Here is a 19,507-nt window from a genome sequence, read left to right on the forward strand (position 1 = left end):
AAAAGGCTTCGACTGCACACCCATCTAGGTGTGTCGTCGAAGCCTTTTTAGAAATGTTTCTTAATTCATTGAAACATCAATTTTGTCAAATTGCACATTCAACGTCCGATGTGTTTTGATGGCAATATCAATTAACGTCTGCGAACTCGCCTTATCAAAGCCCGTCTCAATCCGAGCAATCGTCGAAGTGGATTTGCCAACCAGCTCGGCAAACTGCTTTTGGGTCAACCCAAGTTCAGCCCGCAGATTCTTAACCCCCATCGCAATTTTCAAGTTCATTTCTGCGTCAGCCAGCTTCGCATCAAAGTTCGGATCTTCCTGCCGTAAGTCATCAGCATAGTCATCGATTGATTTTAACTTCATTTCTGATCATCTCCATGTTCTAAGTAGAATTTTCTTAACTGCCGGCCTCGACGCTTTTCCCGTTCTGGCGTTCTATCGGTTTTCTTAGTAAATCCATGCGTGATAATAAACCCATCTTCATAAGCCTTAAAATAGATAGCTCGTTGAATATTACTGCCAAACTTTGAACGAATTTCATAAAGATTACGCTCCAGCTTTTTAACCCATTGCATACGTTTAGCCGTTTCTAGCCCATATTTTTCGATTAGCAAAATGGTTTGTACTAGCTTTTGAGCATCCCCCTTAGGTAAAGCTGCTAAATATTCCGCAAACTCCGACTGATCATAGTACTTAAACTTTACACTCCCCATAACTGTATAATAGCATTGATGCTATTATTTTACACCCCATTTTCCCTACTCTAAACAAAACTGTCTGAATCATCAGCATACCATCTCCCTGTATTTGTAAAAGCGAACGTCCGTTTTAATAAAAAGCCGCTGTCAATAACTCCCCTACACCAGGAAAAGTTATCAACAGCGGCCTTACTTATACACCGAGTTACGCACCCCTTGGGGGATAACTCGTTATTTTTAAGAATCATTCACGTAGAAAATCGTTTGGAACGGTGGATAACTCCTAAAATCTGCCCAAGTTATCCACTATCACCATCTGTTAAGCACAGTTCCCTTGTCACGTGAACATCGTCCTAGCCAATTGAAGCCCACTAAACAGCAGCTGGCTGGTGTCGTCCGTGTAGTCGAAATAATCATAACCACATGCGGCGGTCGTTGTCAGCGACCAGAGGCAACTTTGCGGACGCAGCTGTGTCGATGGCGTTGGCTGAGGTTCTTTCTCAGCCTACACCATGGGACGACCTTGGAAACTCGCGCTTCTCAGCGAGGTTTCAAGGCGAGACGGAGGACCGCTCCACAGGCCGCAGTCAGTCCCCACAGCAGCGGTAGCGAAGATTGCCGCCGGGAGCGCTGGCCTCCACCAATCGAAGCCCACTAAACAGCAGCTAACTGGCGTCGTCCGTGTAGTCGAAATAATCACAACCACGTGCAGCGGCCGTTGTCAGCGACCAGAGGCAACTTTGCGGACGCAGCTGTGTCGATGGCGTTGGTCGAGGTTCTTTCTCGACCTACACCATGGGACGACCTTGGAAACTCGCGGTTTTGGCGAGGTTTCAAGGCGAGACGGAGGACCGCCTCTCAGGCCGCAGTCGGTCCCCACAGCAGCGGTAGCGAAGATTGCCGTCGGGAGCGCTGACAAGGCGCTGGCACGGACCGCCAGCTAGTCGGCGAAGAGGGACATGAGCTCCTCCTGCCGCAGCCCGTCCTTAGCCGCCCCGCGAACATCCAGCTTGATCTGCCCATCCTGGACCATGACCAACCGATTGCCATAGGTCAAGGCGTCACTCATTTTATGGGTGATCATCATCGTGGTCAAGTGGTTGGTTTCAACAATCGTTTGGGTCAGGTCCATCACCTTTTTACTAGTCTGGGGATCCAGGGCCGCCGTGTGTTCGTCTAGCAACAGTAAATCTGGGTGACTCAACGTGGCCATCAACAGCGACAGCGCTTGCCGTTGCCCACCCGATAAGTATTTGACCTGCGTCGTCAAGCGGTCCTCGAGTCCCATATTCAGGGACTGTAACAGCTCGCGATACGTGGCTTCTTGACTGGCCTTGCGATACCGACCGAGACTCATACTGCCGGTGTGTTGTTGCGCCAGCGTCAGGTTCTGGGCCACGCTCAGTTCCCCCGCCGTGCCCAACTTGGGGTCCTGGAAAACCCGTGACAGCCATTTAGCCCGGTACGCCACGGATTTCTTAGTCACGTTGTGGCCGGCCAGGGTCAACTCCCCGGCATCGGCAGGTAACGTTCCGGCAATCGTGTTGAGCAGCGTCGACTTCCCTGCCCCGTTGTTCCCGATGACAGCGACGAAATCGCCCGGTTCAATCGTCAGGCTGACATTTTTCAGGACGTGACGTTCATTTGCTGTCCCGGGAAAGAAGACCTTCTGGAGATGCTTGACGGTTAAGACTGCTGGTTGATTCTGCTTCATGTTCATCGGCTCCAATCTGTTTGAGGTAACGTTTCAACTGTTGACGCGTCCGGTACTTGGTCCGCAGGATGGGCAGGCAAATGACCACGACCAAGATGCCTGCGGAGAGAATTTTCAAATCGTCGACCGGGAAGCCCAGGCCCATCGCGACCGTTAAGAGGAACCGGTAGATGATGGCGCCGAGGACCATGCCCGTCAAACGGACCCACATCTGCCGCCCGTGGAGGAAGATTTCCCCCACCAGAACGGACGCCAGGCCAATCACGATGGTCCCGATTCCCATGCCAATGTCGGCATAGCCGTTGCTCTGGGCGATCAGGGCCCCGGACAATGCGATGCAGCCGTTGGAGACCATGTAACCCAGAATCACCATCCGGTCGGTGTAAATGCCGTTGGCCGCACTCATGGCGGGATTATCCCCGGTCGCCATCAGTGATAGGCCCAGCCGCGTCTTGAAGAGCCAAATGAGCACGGCAATCACGACACCGGTCACGACCGCCCCAACGATAATCGTCTGCAGGTCGACCGACCACGTGGCTGGCAGATAGTTGGTCAACACTTTTTGATTTAACAACGGCACGTTCGACTTGCCCATCACGTGCATGTTCACGGAGTACAGGCCGGTCATGGTTAAAATCCCAGCGAGCAGGGATGGCATGTGGAGCTTGGTGTCGAGCACCCCGGTGACCCAACCGGCCACACAGCCGGCGAGGAAGCCCAGTAAGCTAGCGACCACGGCGGATTGCCCGCTGATCATGGCGCTAACGGTCACGGCGGCCCCCAGTGGGAAGCTGCCTTCCGTGGTTAAATCGGGGATATCGAGAATCCGGAACGTTAAGAACACCCCGATAACGAGTGGTGCCCACAATAGTCCCTGTCCAATACTGGTGATTAACATAACTGGTTGCCCCTTTCTTAAGGTTCTTTGATTTGACTAGTTTGTAGGCCAATGGCTTTCGTGTTGGCTTTATTGACGTACAGGTGCAGCTTCTTCGCGGTTTGAACGGCCATGTTCTGGGGCTTTTGGTTCTTTTCCAAAACGTTGTAGGCCATCTTCCCAGTCTGCTTGCCCAAGTCGTAGTAGTTCAGGCCGTAAGTCGCGGTGCCGCCATCTTCGGCCATTTCAATTGAGCCGGTAACAACGGGCAACTTGGCCGCCTTGGCCTTGGCACCGATGGTCTTCATGGCGCTGGCCATCAGGTTGTCGGTTGGTAAGTACAGGCCGGAAATCTTGCCGGTCAGCCCTGCCAGGACGCTGGAAACATCGTTGGTGCTGGTAGCACTGACGATCTTTAATTTCAAATTGTGCTTCTTAGCGTAAGCCTTAGCCAACTTGACCTGGAGCACGGAATTTTCTTCGGATGAGTTGTACATGATGCCGAGCGGTTGGTTGCCCTTGGTCATGCTAGCCAACAATTTCAGCTGGAGGCCAACTGGGGTCAAATCGCTGGTCCCACTGACATTGGTCTGCGGCTTATCGTCGGATTTGACCAACCCAGCGGCTTTCAAATCGGTCACGGCGGTCACCAACGTTGGCGTAGTCGTGGTCTTCTTGGCTAAAGCCTGAGCGGCTGGCGTTGCGATGCCCAACAGTAAGTCATTCTTTTGTTGAACCAATTGTTGGCTCATGGTGTTCAGGTTCGATTGGTCACCCTGCGCGTTTAAGTAGTGGTAGGTCACCTTGGTTGATTTGCCGTGGGCCTTGAGTTCTGCCTTCAGGCCGGCCTTGAAGCCTTGCCGCGCCTCATCCAGCGAACCATGTTGCACGACCTGTAAAATCCCGACGTTCAAGCTGCTCTTGTCGGCACTGGACTTGCTGGAGCACCCGGCTAAGACGAGACCCAATCCCATTAAAGCTAAACTGCTAACTAATAATTTCTTCATAATCGATTCCTCCAAGGTATGATGGTGCTTTTATTTTCGGGCCGGTATAACTGTCACCGGTCAACGATTGACTGATCCTTTAATTGGTAAATTTAACCAATCTGCCAGCAAGATGACACGCCCTGCGTCCAGGGATGTCACCGTTTCTCGGAAAAAGACCTCCGGGAAAACAAAAAACACCAGATAGATTCTGAGTAGAATCTACCTGGTGATATCGGGCCCGATATATTTTCTCCAGATAGATTATACCCGTATCTATCTGGCGCTAAGTTCATGCTGAAAAACTTTAGCTATTCGATAGATACAAACGCAATTGAGCGGCGCGTTCGTATCCAACGAGGTGAATACAAACGCTATCTAAAGAAAAAGCTAAAGGCAAATTGGTTATTTAAATGAGTTAGGCTATTGAGTTTCATAATGGCAAAATCCCTTTCATTTATCAATTTACTCTCTCAGTTAACCATGAAAAAATAAGACTGTCAACCCTGAATTTTAATTTAATTCTCATTTTCGGATTGTGTAGTCGTTGCCCTCGCCCTCCGGGAGACTGCCAATGGACCGTGACGCTGTGGGCGGACACCCAGAGCCAAAAGGCGGTCTCTGGGATGCTGAGTCCATTGGCAGTCTCCCTGCGGCTAAACAACGTTCAACCCGAAAATGAGATTTCTGACAATTACTAAGTTGGTGGCCTGGTCATTCTGTGAGTGTGTGTGGAATAGGTTTTACTGGTCAAACTTGTCCAATCTGTAATTGAAATAGGACGACTCTCTCTATAACATTGACGGCCAAAAAGAAACTGACCATCAATCACGACAGAACGCCAACCAACACAAACGTCCACCGCAACTGTAGGGCTAAACCAGTGTTAGCCGCAGGGCTGGGAAAACTGGGCCGGTCGTGGAAGTGACCAGAGGCAGATCAAAGTGACCGGCTGTGTCGATGGTCTTAGCTGAGGTTTCCCACTCAGCTTAGCCCATGGGACAACCTTTGAGACCGCACTCTGGCTCAAAGTTGAGGTGGAAGCCCGCCCTTTGGCTGTAACCGGCCCCATAGCCGGGCACTTTGAATCCGCCGCCGGGAACGGAAGCGACCAGGCCCAGTTTTCACCAGCCCGGAGGCGCAAACAAAAACACAAGTTTAACCCTAAAGTTCGCTGACGTTTGGTTCGAGGGTGAGGAGGCTGCGGTAGTCCTGGCACCAAGCCAAGCCCATCGCCCCATCCCCAACATGCACCCCAAAACTAGGCCCAATCAAGGCCACATCAAATTTAACCGTCGGGAACCGCTTCTGCGCACCAGCGAGCCAGCGTTGCGTGGCTTCCGGTTGGTCGGCATTTAACACCGTCGCCTTAACCGGGTCGGCCCCCGCCAAGTCAGCGGCCAGGTCGTCCAGGAAGTCTGCCATGGCGCCCTTCAACCGCAAGGCACTCCCTGCCACCCGCATTTTACCGGATGGATCAAAAATCAGGATGGGCTTGCCCGCCAACAAGGGCGTACTGCCGGGACTGTGGCTGGGATTGACTTCCCCCGTGCGTAACAGCGGCTTGATGGAATCCACCACAAACACACTGTGCGCGGTTGCCCGCAGCTTGGTGAGCTGGGCGAAGACTTCCTTGACTGCGTACCCCTTCGCGACCAGTTCAGCGGCCAGGCGCACCTGGTCCCCCATCGTCGTGAGGATGCCGCGAGAGTCCCACGGCCAAACGTGGACACTGGTAATATTTTCAACGTAAGCGGCTAACGTGTTCACCAGCCCGGAAATCCCGAGTGAGGGTCCAATCACGATGACGTCGGTCACGCCCGTTTCAGCCAAGGCATCACAGGTCGCCTTCACGGTCTTCATGGAAACCTGCGGCGCGGTCGGCACCATTTTTTTCGATTTGGCCAGCCGCATCAAGCGGTAGTAATCGGCCGTGCTCAGGTCTTGATACTCGTGGTACTGCCGGTTGCCAAACATAATTGGCGCGGCCAAGAGCGTCACCTGGCGCTCCGCCGCCTCGTCAAAGTCCATGCCGGCAGACGTATCCGTTAGAACTGCAATTTTCATTGATGCAGCCTCCTTGTGTCGTTTCATTCGAGGGTATGCATCCCCCGCAACTGTTATCGTCCAGTATACCAAAAATCAGCGCCACCCAACGCCAAAGTTTGTGATTTCCGGGCAATGATTCTTCTACCTGTCTCTTACACACCTCTCTTTACGCTGAACAACTTATGACCGTATCTAAATCCTATAGTCCCTCATCAGAAAAAGATGTGACAACCAACACGGCCAACCTCAGTGACCAGAGGCGAATCAAGTTTCCCGGCTGTGTCGATGTTCTTAGCTGAGCGGGCTACTCTCAGCTTAGAACATGGGGCGACCTTTGAGACCGCTCTTTGGCTAAAAGTCGAGGTGGCAGACCGCCCCTCAGGCTGGCACCGACCCCACAGCAGGGATACTTGAATTCGCCGCCGGGAACGACGGTCGGCCTGTTGGTCCAAACCAATTTGTAAAAAAATGAAAATTAAGGTTGACGCCTTTTAAGCGTTGCCGTAAACTAAAATTATTCAAACAACGGAAAGAAGGAAAAGTTAATGCAAATGTCTAACACAAAACTTAATGGACGTTGGCAAAGCCGGTAATCAAGTCGTCATCAGTGTTGATGCGACTTGAGCTCCCAGAGCGATTCTCGCATCTGCGCCGGCTAACTTTTCTATGCAAAAGCCCGCACGGATGTATCATTCCGGTTTTGCGGGCCTTTTTATTTGGGTACCCAGCCGGTCTGGGTGCTCTTTTTTGTATAATCGACCGTTGCCAACCACCATTAAAGTGAGGTTAACCAAATGAAACGTCTATATGGACTCATTGCCATTTTACTTATTTTTCTCGGCTTTGCCTTCGTTCAGGAGAGCAAGCCCGAATCTGCTGCTAAGAAGGAAGTCCCAACGGTTGGGATTCTCCAGTTGCTTTCTCACCCGGCCCTCGACGCTATTCACAAAGGCATCATCCACGGGCTCGCCGAAGAAGGCTACACCGTGGGCAAGAACGTCAAAATTGATTTTCAAAACGCCCAAAATGATCAGAGTAATCTGAAGACCATGAGTGCCCGCTTCGTGAACGAAAAGGCGGCCGCCATGATTGGGATTGCCACGCCATCCGCACAGGCCTTGGCCAACGCCAGCTCGAACATTCCCGTCGTGCTGGGGGCCATCACCGATCCGATGGGCGCCGACCTGGTCAAGAGCAACACGCATCCTGGCAACAACGTCACCGGGGTGTCCGACCAAGCACCGCTGAAGGCCCAGCTCAAATTGATTCAACGCATCATGCCTAAGATGAAGACACTGGGCATCATCTACACTTCCTCCGATGACTCCGCTACCGCCCAGTATCACCAATTCAAGGCTCTTTGCAAAAAGGAACACGTCCAACTCAAGGCCTACTCCATCGCCAGCACCAACGATTTGAACCAGGTCGCTGAACAGATGGTCAGCCAGGTCGACGCCATTTACGTGCCGACCGACAACACGGTGGCCAGTGCCATGCAAACGCTGGTCTCCACGGCCAACGCCAAGAAGGTCCCCGTTTTCCCAGCCGTCGATACCATGGTCAAGGCTGGTGGGCTCGCCACGTTGAGTATCAACCAGTACAAGCTCGGGGTTGAAACCGGGAAGATGACCGCCGCCATTTTAAACGGTAAGAACCCGGCCGACACGCCCATTCACTTCGAGAAAAAAGGTGAAATGACCGTCAACCTGAAACAAGCCAAGAAGCTGGGCATCACGTTGCCCGCCGACGTTGTTAAAGAAGCCAAAGCACACGGGGAGGTTTTTAAATGAGTTTAGCAGTTTCCGCAATTGGACAAGGCCTCCTCTGGGCCGTCCTCGGGGTCGGGTTATTCCTGACCTTTAGAATCTTAGATTTCGCTGATATGACGGTTGAAGGCACGTTCCCACTGGGTGCCGCCACCGCCGTCGCTGCCATTGCCAACGGGATGAACCCGTTACTCGCCACGTTGCTAGCTTTCGTCATCGGTGCCCTCGCCGGCCTGATCACCGGGCTGCTCTACACCAAGGGGCACATCCCCATTCTGTTAGCCGGGATTCTGGTCATGACGGCCTGTTACTCCGTTAACCTGCGGATCATGGGCCGGGCCAACGTTTCCCTTCTGGGGAAGGCCACCTTATTTAAGAACCATTTCTTAGCCTCCCTGCCCCAATACTTTGACAGCGTGGTACTGGGCACCCTGATCATGGTGATCATCACGACCATCGTCATCTACTTCCTGCAAACGGATCTGGGCCAAGGGTTCATCGCCACCGGGGATAACCAAACCATGGCGCGCTCACTCGGCATCAATACCGACAACATGAAAATCATGGGCCTGATGGTCTCCAACGGCTTGATTGCCTTTGGCGGCGCGCTGGTCGCCCAAAACAACGGGTACGCCGACGTCAACATGGGGATCGGCATCATCGTTATCGCGCTGGCCTCCATCATCATTGGGGAAGTGGCCTTTGGCGATTTGACCCTGAACCAACGGCTAGTCGCGGTCACACTCGGCAGTATCCTCTACCGGTTCGTCCTGTTGCTGGTCCTCAAGTTGGGCTTCAGCGCCAACGACCTGAACCTGATTTCCGCCATCATCCTGGCACTCTGCATGATGCTGCCGGTCTTCAACAACGTGTTGAACTTCAAGCACCTTGTGAAACGGGGGTTGGATACCAATGACTAAACCATTACTGGAATTAAAGGATGTCGTGTTAAAAGTCAATCGCAACACGCCCGAAGAAATCACGATTTTAAATAAGCTCAACCTGACCATCAACGCCGGCGATTTTATCACGGTGTTGGGCTCCAACGGGGCGGGGAAATCCACCCTGTTCAACGCTATTGGGGGCGACCTCAGTATCGATAGCGGTCAGATTCTCCTGAACGGTAAGGACATCGCCCACGAATCCGTGGAAAAACGGACCCGCTTCCTGGCCCGCGTTTTCCAAGATCCTAAGCTGGGGACTGCTCCCCGGATGACGGTCGCCGAAAACCTGTTACTGGCCGAACGGCGCGGACAACGCCGCGGCTTGTTGCCCCGGGGGCTGAACCACCACATGGCCCACTACAAGGAATTGACGGTCACCATGCACAACGGCCTGGACGACCGCCTGACCACGGCGACCGGGAACCTCTCCGGTGGGCAACGCCAAGCGCTTAGTTTCCTGATGGCCACGCTAAAACGCCCGGAAATCTTACTGCTGGACGAACACACGGCGGCTCTCGATCCCCGGACCGGTCAGGATTTAATGCATTTAACCAATGAACGGGTCTCCCAGGATAAGTTGACCTGCTTGATGATCACCCACCATATGGAAGACGCCCTGACGTACGGCAACCGCTTGATTGTCCTGCACCACGGCAAGGTCACCTACGACGTAGCCGGCGCCGATAAGCAAGCCCTGACCAGTGAAAAGCTCTACAGCTTCTTCGCCGAGATTGAATAGGAGGTCCCCTTTTATGGAAATCGTCATTTCAAATGCACCCTTCAACCGCGCCGCTGCCCTGTCCTTGCGGCAAGCCACCTTCGTCACCGAACGCGGCATTCCCCGCGACGTCGAGTTTGACGACCGCGACACGCCGGACCGACTCTACGTGGTTGCCTACCAACGGCCAGAACTGCCGGTCGGCACGTTGCGGCTGGAACCCCAATCGACAACAGAAATGCGCTTCGGTCGGGTCTGCACCAGTCAGGCATTGCGCGGCCAAGGCATCGGTAGCCAGGTCCTGCAGGCCGGTGAGAATTGGGCCAAGGCCCACGGCTTCACCAGCGGTCTGATTGACGGCGAGCTCACCGCCAAAAGTTTCTACGAACGTTGCGGCTACCACGTGGTCGGTGAGCCCTTCGAAGAGGACGGCGCCCCAGTGGTAACGTTGAAGAAGACGCTGTAACCTGTACGTTTGCCGTTCGTTCCCGGCGGTGGGCTCAAGCTGACCTGCTGTGGGGACTAATATTAAATAGACAAATTATCGTATGCTTATTCCCAACAGATAACGACCAATTATCATTTAAGTCAGCTTTCAATCCAAATAGGAGAAACCACTTATCTTTTAGTGGTTTCTCCTATTTGATTCTATTACATAACGCATTTTTAGACTTTCCCAGAACTTTTCACCAGTTAATTAATCACTAAACTTGATGATTCGTTTGCCACGATTGGGTCCCTTTTCAAAATCGCTCTGTGCTATCTTAACGCCTGCCAACGTGAATGGATAGATTTGATTCACGTGGATGTCTAGCTGATTATGCGCATACAGATCAACAACCGACGAACGTGTTTCTTCGCTGACATCTCCCCAAATAAACTTGGCCTCCACGTTATATTTCTTGGCCAGTTCTTGATCAGGGACCACGGCTGGCGACAGTAGCTTTCCACCTGGCTTAATGACCGAATAACTTCTATCTTGAGTTGCCTTATCAACGAGGTGGACTACCAAATCGACATCCTTGACAATTTTCCCAAAATCTTCATGCCGATAATCAATAAACTGGTCTGCCCCTAAAGCTGTCACATAGTCTTCATCCTTAGCCGCTGCCGTCGTAATCACGTAGGCACCGGCGGCCTTAGCAAACTGAATCGCCATACTACCGACGCCACCAGCACCACCATGAATCAGTACCTTTTGGTTGGCCTGCACCTTACCTTCAAGCACCACAGCGCTCCAAGCAGGAAGTGCCGTTCCTAGCAAGCCACCTAGTGGCACCAGATCCAGGTCTTGTGGTACTTTACTAATCAGCGCATTTTCATTAATAGCAACATATTCAGCGTAGGTAGCCAATGTGTTCAATCCAACGACGTGGTCCCCGACCACAAACTTGGTGACCTGACTGCCCGTCTGCGTGATGATTCCTGAAAAATCAGTACCCAAAGAATGTGGCAAGGCGGCTTGGTTTTGCACCGTTGCCGGGAAACCATTCTTACGGATAACCACATCCACATCATTAACGCCGGTGGCAACTAACTTGACCAGCACCTCATCTGCTGCAATCGTTGGCATAGCAGTATCGACTTCAAACAAACCATCGACAGAGCCATATTCACGCAAAAGTATTTCTTTCATTACTCGCCACTCCTCACTTGATTAAAAATCAGTTCCATTGCGCTTTCAATTTCAATATGCTTATTATAAGATGTACCCTAGTTAAAACAAGTACGCAATAAAAGAATAGATACTATCAAAAAGTATCCTAAGGAGAACAACGATGAAAGTTGAAAATGAAGCAGCCACCCTTGCACAGTGTCCCATAGCACCGTCACAAAAAATTCTTCGTGGCAAATGGACTTTGGTCATCCTATATTTTCTCAGTCAAGGGGTCTTGCGCTTTGGCGAACTACAACGAAAATTACCAAACGTAACGCAGGCCTCACTCACTAAGCAGTTGCGTTTGCTGGAAGAATACAAGATTGTCCATCGGGAAGTCTACAAACAAGTTCCACCTAAAGTAGAATATTCTCTAACTGAAGTTGGCCAAGGATTTATTCCGGTGTTGACTGCACTGGAGAAGTGGACGACAGACTATCAAGAGCTCCAGTAAATTCGCTGGCTCTCAAGAAGGACTAGACTGGTTAACCGGCAACAATAATTAGTGGTGACGTTGAAGAAGACGCTGTAACTTAACTAAATCGGTCTAGCTGGAATGAATGCCGAGGCACCCAACCAGCTGGGCCATTTTTTTTGTAAATTACTGTGCAAATCAGTTGTTATCTTTGGTACTAGATGGTACCATCCAACCAGAGGTGATAAAATGACTTCCCAAGTACATTTTCGAATGGATAAAAAGGACAAGGAAGACTTAGAAGCCGTCATGCATCGAGTGGGGTTGACTCCCGCTGAAGCATTTCGTATCTTTGCAAAAAAGTCGATTGAAGTTGGCGGTATTCCTTTTGAGGTCGCCCAACCCACTCCACGTCTGACAGAAGCAATAAACAGTCAAGATTACATTGAATTTGATGATCCAAAGAAAGGGCTGGATTGGTTAAATGACTAAACAGCCGTATAAACCAGCCTTTGAGAAAAAATTCAAAAAGCACTATCAAAATCTGCTTCGGGGCGGTCGTTACCACAAACCCGATTTCGAAAATGTTTTCTATGCATTAATTAATGATGACGTATTAGAACCACGTTATAACGACCACCCTCTAGTCAATCGTAAACCTGAACGGGAATTGCACATCAAACCCGACTGGCTACTTATTTATAAATATGATGGTAGCTTTATCCGCTTCATCGATACTGGGAGTCACGCAGATCTGTTCAAGTAAAAACGCTCCACGTAAAGTACGTGAATCCTACTTTACAGAATATCAGACTGGTTTTCGTGGTAAGGTAGTTGCTGTGTGCTGATCAATATTGCTAAAAGATTAAACCCAAAAGGCCATGTGACGAAATTCCTGTCACACGGCCTTTTCAATTTCAGTGAAATCTCGTTACTTGCGTTGCCACATCGCTTCAACCGCAACAATCACCGGTGCCGCAACAATCACAAACAACCGCAATACAAAATCCGTCCCCCAGCTGGTCAGCCAGCTCTCCTTGCCAGCGGCATCCCCAACGCGGGCCGTGCCAAAACGCCCGGTGTTGGCATAACTAGCCCCATCACGTAAGGCCTCCTCTTCAGCATCGCCCCGCGGCCGCTGAATCTGTGGTCCCTTATTCTTGCGAGAAAACTGCTTCATGATGCGGTAAGCATGCGGAAAACAGACGCCATAGCTCAGAACCGCATACACGGTCCACCACGAAAAAGTGAGATGCGGAGCTCCATGGGTGACCGGCACACTAAACAGGACGAACCAAAAGAGACAGGGAACAATTCCCTTTAAATATGATTTAACCATCAACTATTTCTCCTCTATTTCTATATAGCTTAAAGATACCACCGGACGGCCAGCTGGACAATCCATGACCGCAAAAAGGCCGCCAATGACGGCGACCTCGATTCATTATTTTATTGAAGTTAACCAGCTGTCAGGGCGACTAACTAAGTAGACAACCACCAACCCTCACCGGCTTACAGGGCACAATCCCCAGTCAACGACGGAATTAGGGCTAAACCTGTGTCAGCCGCAGGGCTGGTGAAAATGGGCTCAGCCGTGGGAGTTGCCTTAGCGGGTTTCCCGCCTAGGCAACTGCTATCTTTGAGACTCGGTCTATGAGGCTCAAAGTAAGTCTGGAGACCGCCTTTCGGCTCCAGACGTGCGCCCACAGCGCCACGGCCCATTTTCACCAGCCCGGAGGCGCTGCCAAGCACACAAGTTCAACCCTTATTTCTCGTAAGTCTTGATTAAGCCCTGGGTGCCGTCGTTGCCTAAGCCGAAGTCGTCCACCATCGCCTCATACAACAGCTTAGCCTGCGTGGTAGCCGGCAAGTCCAGCCCCATCCGGTCCGCTTCCTGCAAGGCAATCCGCAGATCCTTCAAGAAATGCTTGGCGAAGAACCCCGGCGTGTAGTCACCCTTCAAAATACGGGGCACGTAATTGTCCATGCTCCAGTTGTCGGCGCCACCACTGCTCAGCGTGGCCAAGACCTGCGGCAAGTCCAGCTCGGCGGCCTTGGCGTAGACCAACATTTCCGTCAGTCCGGTCATGGTACCGGCAATCATGATTTGGTTGGCCATCTTGGTGTGCTGACCCTTACCGGCACCGCCGAAGTAGTTGACCCGTTGGCCTAATTGTTGAAAGACCGGCAAGACCTGATCATACGCGGCCTTATCGCCACCGACCATCACCGTCAGCGTGGCGTTCTTGGCCCCAACATCCCCACCGGAAACGGGGGCGTCTAACGCTTGAACGTCGTGGTCGTGCGCCAGCTGCGTTAGTTTTACCGCCAGCGCTGGGGTACTGGTCGTCATGTCCACGACCGTACTACCGGCTTGGATGCCAGCAAAGATGCCGTGCTCACCAGTGTACACCTCTTCGACGTCGCTGGGATAGCCGACCATGGTCATGACCAGCTGCGATTGTGCCGCCACGTCTTCGGGTGTCTCGGCCCAGGTGGCCCCAGCAGTCAAGACGGTTTCGGCGTGCGCCTTGGTCCGATTGTAGACCACGACCGTTTGCCCCGCTTTCAAGAGATTCAAGATAATGCCGGTGCCCATGACGCCGGTCCCAATAAACCCAATTTGCATAAGCGTTACCTCCTGATTGTCACTTACTGATTAATCCATTTCCACGAGCTCGCCGTGAACTGAAAAGTGTGCAGCTTGTTCTTTACCAAATATGTGGCGCGCACCTGTTTGCGAGACACTAGCAACGTTTTAAACGTCGTCCCACCAATCTTGCCGTGATAGGTTTTACCCCGCGTCAGGCGCCGGCCATTGACCGTGACCTTCCCCTTAGAAAAGTTAATCGCCTGAATGTATCCGGACCCCTTCAGGCTGGTGGACACATCAAAAATCTGATGGTTCCCGTTCATCTGAATATTGGTTAACTGAAGCGAGTTTTTGCCCCATAGCCGAAAGAAAGCCAGTGCCGATAGAAACTTGTACTGCACGTGAATCGTCTTTTTGGTAAATTTACCCTGAAACTTTTTCGGTTGCTTTTTGTTCCACGAATACTGCCGGGAATCTATTTGCGCATTCTTATACGTTGTCCGGTAGTGCTGTCCCACCGGCCCCGTCAAGGTTTTTCGCGCCAAAATAGTGCCGTCCGCCACCTTATACGTGACGAGCACCTTGCCCGTCGTTGTTGCCGCCTGCGCACGGGTCATTGTGCCGCCGACGCCTAGCAGGATACTCACTAGGATTAACCAATTGAAACGCTGCCACCAGGTCCGCATACCTTCATCTCCATTTTACGAGTTCGACTCTGTTTACGCCTCCGGGCTGGGTGAAAATGAGCCAGAACGTGGTGTCGTTCGTTCCCGACGGCGGGCTCAAAGTGCCCTGCTGTGGGGTCGGTTCCAGCCTGTGAAGCGGGCTTCCACCTCAACTTTGAGCCTGAGGAACGGTCTCAAAGGTTGCCCCATGCTCTAAACTGAGAAAATCACTCAGTTAAGACCATCGACACAGCTGGGCGCTTTGGCCCGCCTCTGGTCACTTACATTGACCACATTGTTCATTTTCACCAGCCCTGCGGCTGACAGTGATTTAACCCGTAATGATATTTCGTTCACTATTCTGTTTTCTTTTATTGATTCAGCTTCTACTGACTAGCCATGCTAAAACGACCAACCACACAGTCTTCACTAACAGCTGAACCTACAATCGGTAAACAGAATTATCCCATCCCCCTAAAGAACCTAACCTTCAATTGAACAAGAACTAAACATATCTTTAGTATACCCATTTCTCCAGCTGGGCACTACAAAAAGGCCGCGAACATTTTCTGTCCGCGGCCTTGGCATTAAGATTCAGTTTGTTTTGAGGCTTTTTCAGTCTTGGCTCGTGGTTGACGCCGCTTGCGGATCACGTGAATCAACAACGTAATCACGATGGCTCCCAGCACGACAATCCCAAACAGCGTGGCGGGAATTTCAATGTCGATAGCGGGAATCGAGACGAACAGCTTCAGGGCAATAATCCCAATCAGGATGTACGCCATTGGCTCCAGCTCGGGAATCCGCCGCATTAATTTCATGATAACTTCGGCGACACCCCGCATGGCCAGAATGCCAATCAGTCCCCCAATCAAGACAATGACTGGGTTGTTGGAAATGGCTAAGGACGCCAGCACGGAGTCCACGGAGAAAATAATATCCATCATTTCAATCTGCATGACCACCGACCAGAATAACGGTAGGAAGCGGCGTTTCTTGTCCTTGACCAGTTTGCGGGTATGTTTAACCCGGGTTTTACTGAAGTATTGAAACACCAGAAAGACCAAGTAGAGTGCCCCGATGACCTTGATTTCCCAGAAATTAATCAGGTACGTTCCTAGTCCAATGATGATGAACCGGAAGAGGTACGCGCCCCAGATCCCGTAAAATAACGACTTTTCCTGTTGTTCACGGGTGGGCAGTGACTGCGTTTGGGCGGCTAACACGACTGCGTTATCCACCGACAATAGACATTCAATTAAGACCAGTGAAAAGATGATCAGCCAGTCGTTGCCGGACGTAATCACCGTTTCCCAGTTGTGTAAATCAAAGAATGGCCCATAGAGTTGGCCAAGAAAATGTAACAATGCTGGGTTCAGCTCCTCATAACTAATTTTATATTGGGGCTAAGTTTACCACACTCCCCTAAAAGTTGCGACCCATTAAGTTGCTTCACCCCATACTCTTTTAATGCCTTGGTTAAGTATCTTAACCTGTTTATAAAATAAATCGTTGAAAATGTTACTGAAAAGTGACAATCTTGTTACCTCTTCGCAACTATCCAGCGGTACCATGGGACTTACAACTAAGGGGAAATGGATGATGATTGTGAAGAAATTATGGTTAATCTTGGGGACGCTTTTGGTTGTTGGGGCTTTGTTACCTGCCACTTCGGCGGATGCCAAAAGCTACCTGCAAATCACTAGCAAACAAAATGTCAGCTACAACGCGCGGTTCACGAATCAGGCGAGCCGCAACGACGGCATTTATTATTACGCACCGTACTACACGCAGCGCTCGGCTAAGACCCGCGACGCTAGCGGAAAGAATTGGCAACACCGCTTCGTCAAGGTCACACAGACGGCCAAGCTCTCGAACGGGACGACCTACGTGAAATTCGCTTGGTATGGCAAAACGATTGGCTGGGTCAATCAAAACGCCCTGCAAAAGTACAGCCGTTCGCAAAATGCGGCCGCGTTACTAAACAACGCCCACTTCCAAGGAAGTGCCATGCTGTTCAACCACTACGCGACCGGGGCCAGCCTGGTCAGTGTCGGTAACGCCGATACCACCAGCAAGTCCGCCAACAGCGCAACGACCCTCTTTCCCATCGCCTCGCTACAAAAGGTCATGACGGGGGCCATCATTGAACAATTGGCGGCCAGCAACAAGCTTTCCTTAACCGATAAACTCAGCAAATACTACCCCAGCGTTTCCGGTAGCGGTAGCATTACCCTCCGGCAACTGCTGAACCACCGTTCCGGCATCGACATGGACGAAAGCACGCCCGACAGCGTGTTGAGCACCCAGGCAGCCGAACTGAACTACACGCTCAGCCAGCTCAAGAGTACCGGTGGACAAAACTTCAACTACACCAACGCCAACTACACCCTGCTCGCAGCGATTGCGTCCAAGGTCACCGGCCAAAGTTACGATAACCTGGTGCAAAGCCGGATCATCAAGCCACTGAACCTGCAGCACACCTACGCCTGGGACAGCCTGCCTAAAGACAGTGTCGTGGCCAACGGTTACAGCTATAGTAATGGCAACAGCGTCGCCAATGGCGTCTCACAAAAGCTGATGTCCTCGCTGTTGGGAGCCGGTAACTACTACTCGACCCCATCGGATTACTACAAGATCCAAAAGGGCCTGCGTAACGGTAAAATTTTGACCAAGAACCAATACTACGACTTAGCTAACGATTACAAACTAAACTACGCCGGCGGGCTTTACCACTATAATGGCGGCATCAAGCGCGTCCGTGGTGCCCTGACCGGTTCCGGTTACGAAACCATTTACTACGGCTCCGAGGGGAACAAGAAGGGTGTCGTCTTATTCGCCAACCAGAAGCCAACCAAGTCCATCGATACGTTGGCCAAGACCCTCTACGATCTCGCGCGTTACTACAACGAAAACTAACTTGGTTCGGTCGCTGACACTGCGCCTGCGGTAATTCAAGCCCTTCACCCTGTGGGGACCGGCTCCAGCCTGAGGTTCTGGCTTCCGCCTCGACTTGAAACCTCGCCAAGACCGCGAGTTTCCAAGCTCGTCCCGTGCTGTAAGCCGTCAAAAGCGACGACTAACACCACCGACACAGGGTTCGGTCTTGATTACCTCCGGATCCGTTAGGCAACAACCACGTGAGTTTCGTGGTCACGACTAAACTGTATCTGTTTGACTGTACTAAGAATCCCCGTCATCAGCAGTCCTACTTGGACGTTGGTGGCGGGGATTTTTTTCAATCTTTTATTCAGTTATGTTCAGATTCGAGGATAGCTCACTAAGAGTCAAATCGACTGTCTCTATCACGACAATCAACGCCGTCAGGAACGACTATGCCAGCCAGCCGACAAGTCAGCCCACCACAACAGAGCCAGCACACACCTAATGGGCTAAACCAGTCTTAGCCGCAGGGCTGGGAAAATTGGGCCGGTCGTGGGAGTGACCAGAGGCGCGCCAAGGTGACCGGCTGTGTCGATGGTCTTGGCTGGGGTATTTTCCCAGCCTAGCCCATGGGACAACCTTTGAGACCGCTCCCCAGGCTCAAAGTTGAGGTGGAAGCCCGCTTCTCAGGCTGGAACCGGTCCCACAGCAGGGCACCTTGAGCGCGCCGTCGGGAACGGACGCGACCAGGCCCAGTTTTCACCAGCCCGGAGGCGCGGCAACAACACAACCAACCAAGCCCGTTAAGTGTCGTACTGATTCAGGTTGTAGGTGGCGATGACATTGTCGAGTTTCTTGGCGTAATCCGGATCCGTGGCGTACCCGTTGCTCTGCAGCAACTTCGCCGCCGTCCGGTAATCCGTCACAGTCTGCTTGAAATAACTCTCCTTCAACAAGGCATCATGATCCAGAATCGCCGCGGTCAAACTAGGATAGTCCCGGAAATCAGCGTGGATCTTGATCTTTTTACCATTAACATATTCGGTCGTGGGAAACGACTTGGTCTTGCCCTGATAACTGCCCTTCACCCCAAACGGGTTGTTGGCCTGGACAAACAGCGCGGACGTCCCCCAGCTCGATTCCAGAATGGCCTGGGCAATCACGATGCTGGGCAAGACCTGACCATTTTGCTGGTACACGCGTACGGCCGGGGCTGCAATCTTCTTGATGAATTTCTGTTGCGTCGCCGTTTCACCGGTGTTGCCGGCACTGTAGCTGGTCTGCTCGACGTGCGTCGCCTGCATGACCGTCTTGATTTTACCCCGCATTAACAGGCCGCCACCCAGCACCAACAGGATCAGGACAAAGATCCAGGTAGCCATGGCGGGGTTAGTCGTTGATTTTCGTTTTTTTCTCCGTCGTTTTGCCACCAGAATCCCCTCGTTTCCGTTATAATAGACTCAATTATACCGAGAAAAGTTTAAGGAACTGCTAAATTCAGAAAGTCTCAAAAAAACTTAACCTTTACGAAAGGAGCCGCGC

The 19,507-nt window shown here is 51.7% G+C and carries 20 protein-coding genes; 8 read left to right on the forward strand and 12 right to left on the reverse strand.

Going from position 1 to position 19,507, the window contains the following annotated elements; all coding sequences use genetic code 11:
• Positions 1-60 precede the first annotated feature (60 nt).
• From JUF22_RS02370 to JUF22_RS02395, 6 genes are all read right to left on the reverse strand, one after another.
• Positions 61-363, reverse strand: coding sequence for a helix-turn-helix transcriptional regulator (locus JUF22_RS02370; protein ID WP_203637517.1), 303 nt, complete (start codon positions 361-363; stop codon positions 61-63).
• Positions 360-713, reverse strand: a complete 354-nt coding sequence (locus tag JUF22_RS02375) for a type II toxin-antitoxin system RelE/ParE family toxin (protein WP_203642921.1) — start codon at positions 711-713, stop codon at positions 360-362. Before JUF22_RS02375 ends, JUF22_RS02370 begins: the two co-directional genes overlap by 4 nt.
• A 925-nt stretch (positions 714-1,638) precedes the next feature.
• Entirely contained in the window at positions 1,639-2,412 is a 774-nt protein-coding gene (locus tag JUF22_RS02380; RefSeq protein ID WP_203642924.1) for an ABC transporter ATP-binding protein, read from the reverse strand.
• The gene (locus JUF22_RS02385) at positions 2,339-3,310 is read right to left on the reverse strand and encodes an ABC transporter permease (RefSeq protein ID WP_203642925.1); all 972 of its coding nucleotides are present in this window, start codon (positions 3,308-3,310) and stop codon (positions 2,339-2,341) included. Before JUF22_RS02385 ends, JUF22_RS02380 begins: the two co-directional genes overlap by 74 nt.
• Before the next feature lie 17 nt (positions 3,311-3,327).
• The gene (locus tag JUF22_RS02390; RefSeq protein ID WP_203642926.1) at positions 3,328-4,296 is read right to left on the reverse strand and encodes an ABC transporter substrate-binding protein; all 969 of its coding nucleotides are present in this window, start codon (positions 4,294-4,296) and stop codon (positions 3,328-3,330) included.
• Positions 4,297-5,439: 1,143 nt separating this feature from the next.
• Entirely contained in the window at positions 5,440-6,342 is a 903-nt protein-coding gene (locus JUF22_RS02395) for a DegV family protein (protein WP_203642927.1), read from the reverse strand.
• A gap of 776 nt (positions 6,343-7,118) precedes the next feature.
• On the opposite strand from JUF22_RS02395, the gene trpX reads away from it, so the two are divergent.
• From trpX to JUF22_RS02415, 4 genes are read left to right on the forward strand one after another with little or no spacing between them, the layout of a single operon-like run.
• Positions 7,119-8,114, forward strand: a complete 996-nt coding sequence (gene trpX, locus JUF22_RS02400) for a tryptophan ABC transporter substrate-binding protein (RefSeq protein ID WP_203637523.1) — start codon at positions 7,119-7,121, stop codon at positions 8,112-8,114.
• Positions 8,111-9,010 (forward strand): ABC transporter permease, encoded by a 900-nt coding sequence (locus JUF22_RS02405; protein WP_203642928.1) that lies wholly within the window; start codon positions 8,111-8,113, stop codon positions 9,008-9,010. The genes trpX and JUF22_RS02405 overlap by 4 nt, the downstream gene beginning before the upstream one ends.
• Positions 9,003-9,773 (forward strand): ABC transporter ATP-binding protein, encoded by a 771-nt coding sequence (locus JUF22_RS02410; protein WP_203642936.1) that lies wholly within the window; start codon positions 9,003-9,005, stop codon positions 9,771-9,773. Before JUF22_RS02405 ends, JUF22_RS02410 begins: the two co-directional genes overlap by 8 nt.
• Positions 9,774-9,786: 13 nt before the next feature.
• The gene (locus JUF22_RS02415; protein WP_203642943.1) at positions 9,787-10,218 is read left to right on the forward strand and encodes a GNAT family N-acetyltransferase; all 432 of its coding nucleotides are present in this window, start codon (positions 9,787-9,789) and stop codon (positions 10,216-10,218) included.
• Positions 10,219-10,449: 231 nt separating this feature from the next.
• Here the strand turns inward: JUF22_RS02415 and JUF22_RS02420 are convergent, their stop codons facing one another.
• Positions 10,450-11,388, reverse strand: a complete 939-nt coding sequence (locus JUF22_RS02420; RefSeq protein ID WP_203642944.1) for an NADP-dependent oxidoreductase — start codon at positions 11,386-11,388, stop codon at positions 10,450-10,452.
• Positions 11,389-11,530: 142 nt separating this feature from the next.
• On the opposite strand from JUF22_RS02420, the gene JUF22_RS02425 reads away from it, so the two are divergent.
• The 3 genes from JUF22_RS02425 (at position 11,531) to JUF22_RS02435 (ending at position 12,590) form a co-directional block, all read left to right on the forward strand.
• Positions 11,531-11,863, forward strand: a complete 333-nt coding sequence (locus JUF22_RS02425) for a winged helix-turn-helix transcriptional regulator (RefSeq protein WP_203642945.1) — start codon at positions 11,531-11,533, stop codon at positions 11,861-11,863.
• A gap of 210 nt (positions 11,864-12,073) precedes the next feature.
• The gene (locus JUF22_RS02430) at positions 12,074-12,316 is read left to right on the forward strand and encodes a type II toxin-antitoxin system RelB/DinJ family antitoxin (RefSeq protein ID WP_125765919.1); all 243 of its coding nucleotides are present in this window, start codon (positions 12,074-12,076) and stop codon (positions 12,314-12,316) included.
• The gene (locus tag JUF22_RS02435) at positions 12,309-12,590 is read left to right on the forward strand and encodes a type II toxin-antitoxin system YafQ family toxin (protein WP_125765918.1); all 282 of its coding nucleotides are present in this window, start codon (positions 12,309-12,311) and stop codon (positions 12,588-12,590) included. The genes JUF22_RS02430 and JUF22_RS02435 overlap by 8 nt, the downstream gene beginning before the upstream one ends.
• A 165-nt stretch (positions 12,591-12,755) precedes the next feature.
• On the opposite strand, the gene JUF22_RS02440 is transcribed toward JUF22_RS02435, so the two are convergent.
• The 4 genes from JUF22_RS02440 to JUF22_RS02455 all read right to left on the reverse strand — a co-directional run bounded on the left by JUF22_RS02440 (position 12,756) and on the right by JUF22_RS02455 (position 16,449).
• Positions 12,756-13,163 (reverse strand): hypothetical protein, encoded by a 408-nt coding sequence (locus JUF22_RS02440; protein WP_203642946.1) that lies wholly within the window; start codon positions 13,161-13,163, stop codon positions 12,756-12,758.
• Positions 13,164-13,589: 426 nt separating this feature from the next.
• The gene (locus tag JUF22_RS02445; protein ID WP_203642947.1) at positions 13,590-14,453 is read right to left on the reverse strand and encodes an NAD(P)-dependent oxidoreductase; all 864 of its coding nucleotides are present in this window, start codon (positions 14,451-14,453) and stop codon (positions 13,590-13,592) included.
• 23 nt (positions 14,454-14,476) lie between these two features.
• Positions 14,477-15,103 carry a MucBP domain-containing protein gene (locus JUF22_RS02450; RefSeq protein ID WP_203642949.1) on the reverse strand — a complete coding sequence of 209 codons (627 nt, stop codon included), beginning with the start codon at positions 15,101-15,103 and terminating at the stop codon, positions 14,477-14,479.
• 566 nt (positions 15,104-15,669) lie between these two features.
• The gene (locus JUF22_RS02455) at positions 15,670-16,449 is read right to left on the reverse strand and encodes a TerC family protein (RefSeq protein WP_203642951.1); all 780 of its coding nucleotides are present in this window, start codon (positions 16,447-16,449) and stop codon (positions 15,670-15,672) included.
• A 205-nt stretch (positions 16,450-16,654) separates the two neighbouring features.
• On the opposite strand from JUF22_RS02455, the gene JUF22_RS02460 reads away from it, so the two are divergent.
• On the forward strand, positions 16,655-18,001 hold the full coding sequence (locus tag JUF22_RS02460; protein WP_236000692.1) for a serine hydrolase domain-containing protein: 1,347 nt from the start codon (positions 16,655-16,657) through the stop codon (positions 17,999-18,001).
• A 767-nt stretch (positions 18,002-18,768) separates the two neighbouring features.
• Here JUF22_RS02460 and JUF22_RS02465 read toward each other — a convergent pair.
• On the reverse strand, positions 18,769-19,395 hold the full coding sequence (locus JUF22_RS02465; RefSeq protein ID WP_203642953.1) for a glycoside hydrolase family 73 protein: 627 nt from the start codon (positions 19,393-19,395) through the stop codon (positions 18,769-18,771).
• Positions 19,396-19,507: the final 112 nt, after the last annotated feature.

The organism is Levilactobacillus lanxiensis, from assembly GCF_016861655.1.
GTDB classification, from domain to species: domain Bacteria; phylum Bacillota; class Bacilli; order Lactobacillales; family Lactobacillaceae; genus Levilactobacillus; species Levilactobacillus lanxiensis.

Coding starts and splice junctions, on each gene's coding strand:
- JUF22_RS02370 (WP_203637517.1), bottom strand. CDS start 363: ATGAAGTTAAAATCAATCGATGACTATGCTGATGACTTACGGCAGGAA.
- JUF22_RS02375 (WP_203642921.1), bottom strand. CDS start 713: ATGGGGAGTGTAAAGTTTAAGTACTATGATCAGTCGGAGTTTGCGGAA.
- JUF22_RS02380 (WP_203642924.1), bottom strand. CDS start 2,412: ATGAAGCAGAATCAACCAGCAGTCTTAACCGTCAAGCATCTCCAGAAG.
- JUF22_RS02385 (WP_203642925.1), bottom strand. CDS start 3,310: ATGTTAATCACCAGTATTGGACAGGGACTATTGTGGGCACCACTCGTT.
- JUF22_RS02390 (WP_203642926.1), bottom strand. CDS start 4,296: ATGAAGAAATTATTAGTTAGCAGTTTAGCTTTAATGGGATTGGGTCTC.
- JUF22_RS02395 (WP_203642927.1), bottom strand. CDS start 6,342: ATGAAAATTGCAGTTCTAACGGATACGTCTGCCGGCATGGACTTTGAC.
- trpX (WP_203637523.1), top strand. CDS start 7,119: ATGAAACGTCTATATGGACTCATTGCCATTTTACTTATTTTTCTCGGC.
- JUF22_RS02405 (WP_203642928.1), top strand. CDS start 8,111: ATGAGTTTAGCAGTTTCCGCAATTGGACAAGGCCTCCTCTGGGCCGTC.
- JUF22_RS02410 (WP_203642936.1), top strand. CDS start 9,003: ATGACTAAACCATTACTGGAATTAAAGGATGTCGTGTTAAAAGTCAAT.
- JUF22_RS02415 (WP_203642943.1), top strand. CDS start 9,787: ATGGAAATCGTCATTTCAAATGCACCCTTCAACCGCGCCGCTGCCCTG.
- JUF22_RS02420 (WP_203642944.1), bottom strand. CDS start 11,388: ATGAAAGAAATACTTTTGCGTGAATATGGCTCTGTCGATGGTTTGTTT.
- JUF22_RS02425 (WP_203642945.1), top strand. CDS start 11,531: ATGAAAGTTGAAAATGAAGCAGCCACCCTTGCACAGTGTCCCATAGCA.
- JUF22_RS02430 (WP_125765919.1), top strand. CDS start 12,074: ATGACTTCCCAAGTACATTTTCGAATGGATAAAAAGGACAAGGAAGAC.
- JUF22_RS02435 (WP_125765918.1), top strand. CDS start 12,309: ATGACTAAACAGCCGTATAAACCAGCCTTTGAGAAAAAATTCAAAAAG.
- JUF22_RS02440 (WP_203642946.1), bottom strand. CDS start 13,163: ATGGTTAAATCATATTTAAAGGGAATTGTTCCCTGTCTCTTTTGGTTC.
- JUF22_RS02445 (WP_203642947.1), bottom strand. CDS start 14,453: ATGCAAATTGGGTTTATTGGGACCGGCGTCATGGGCACCGGCATTATC.
- JUF22_RS02450 (WP_203642949.1), bottom strand. CDS start 15,103: ATGCGGACCTGGTGGCAGCGTTTCAATTGGTTAATCCTAGTGAGTATC.
- JUF22_RS02460 (WP_236000692.1), top strand. CDS start 16,655: ATGGGACTTACAACTAAGGGGAAATGGATGATGATTGTGAAGAAATTA.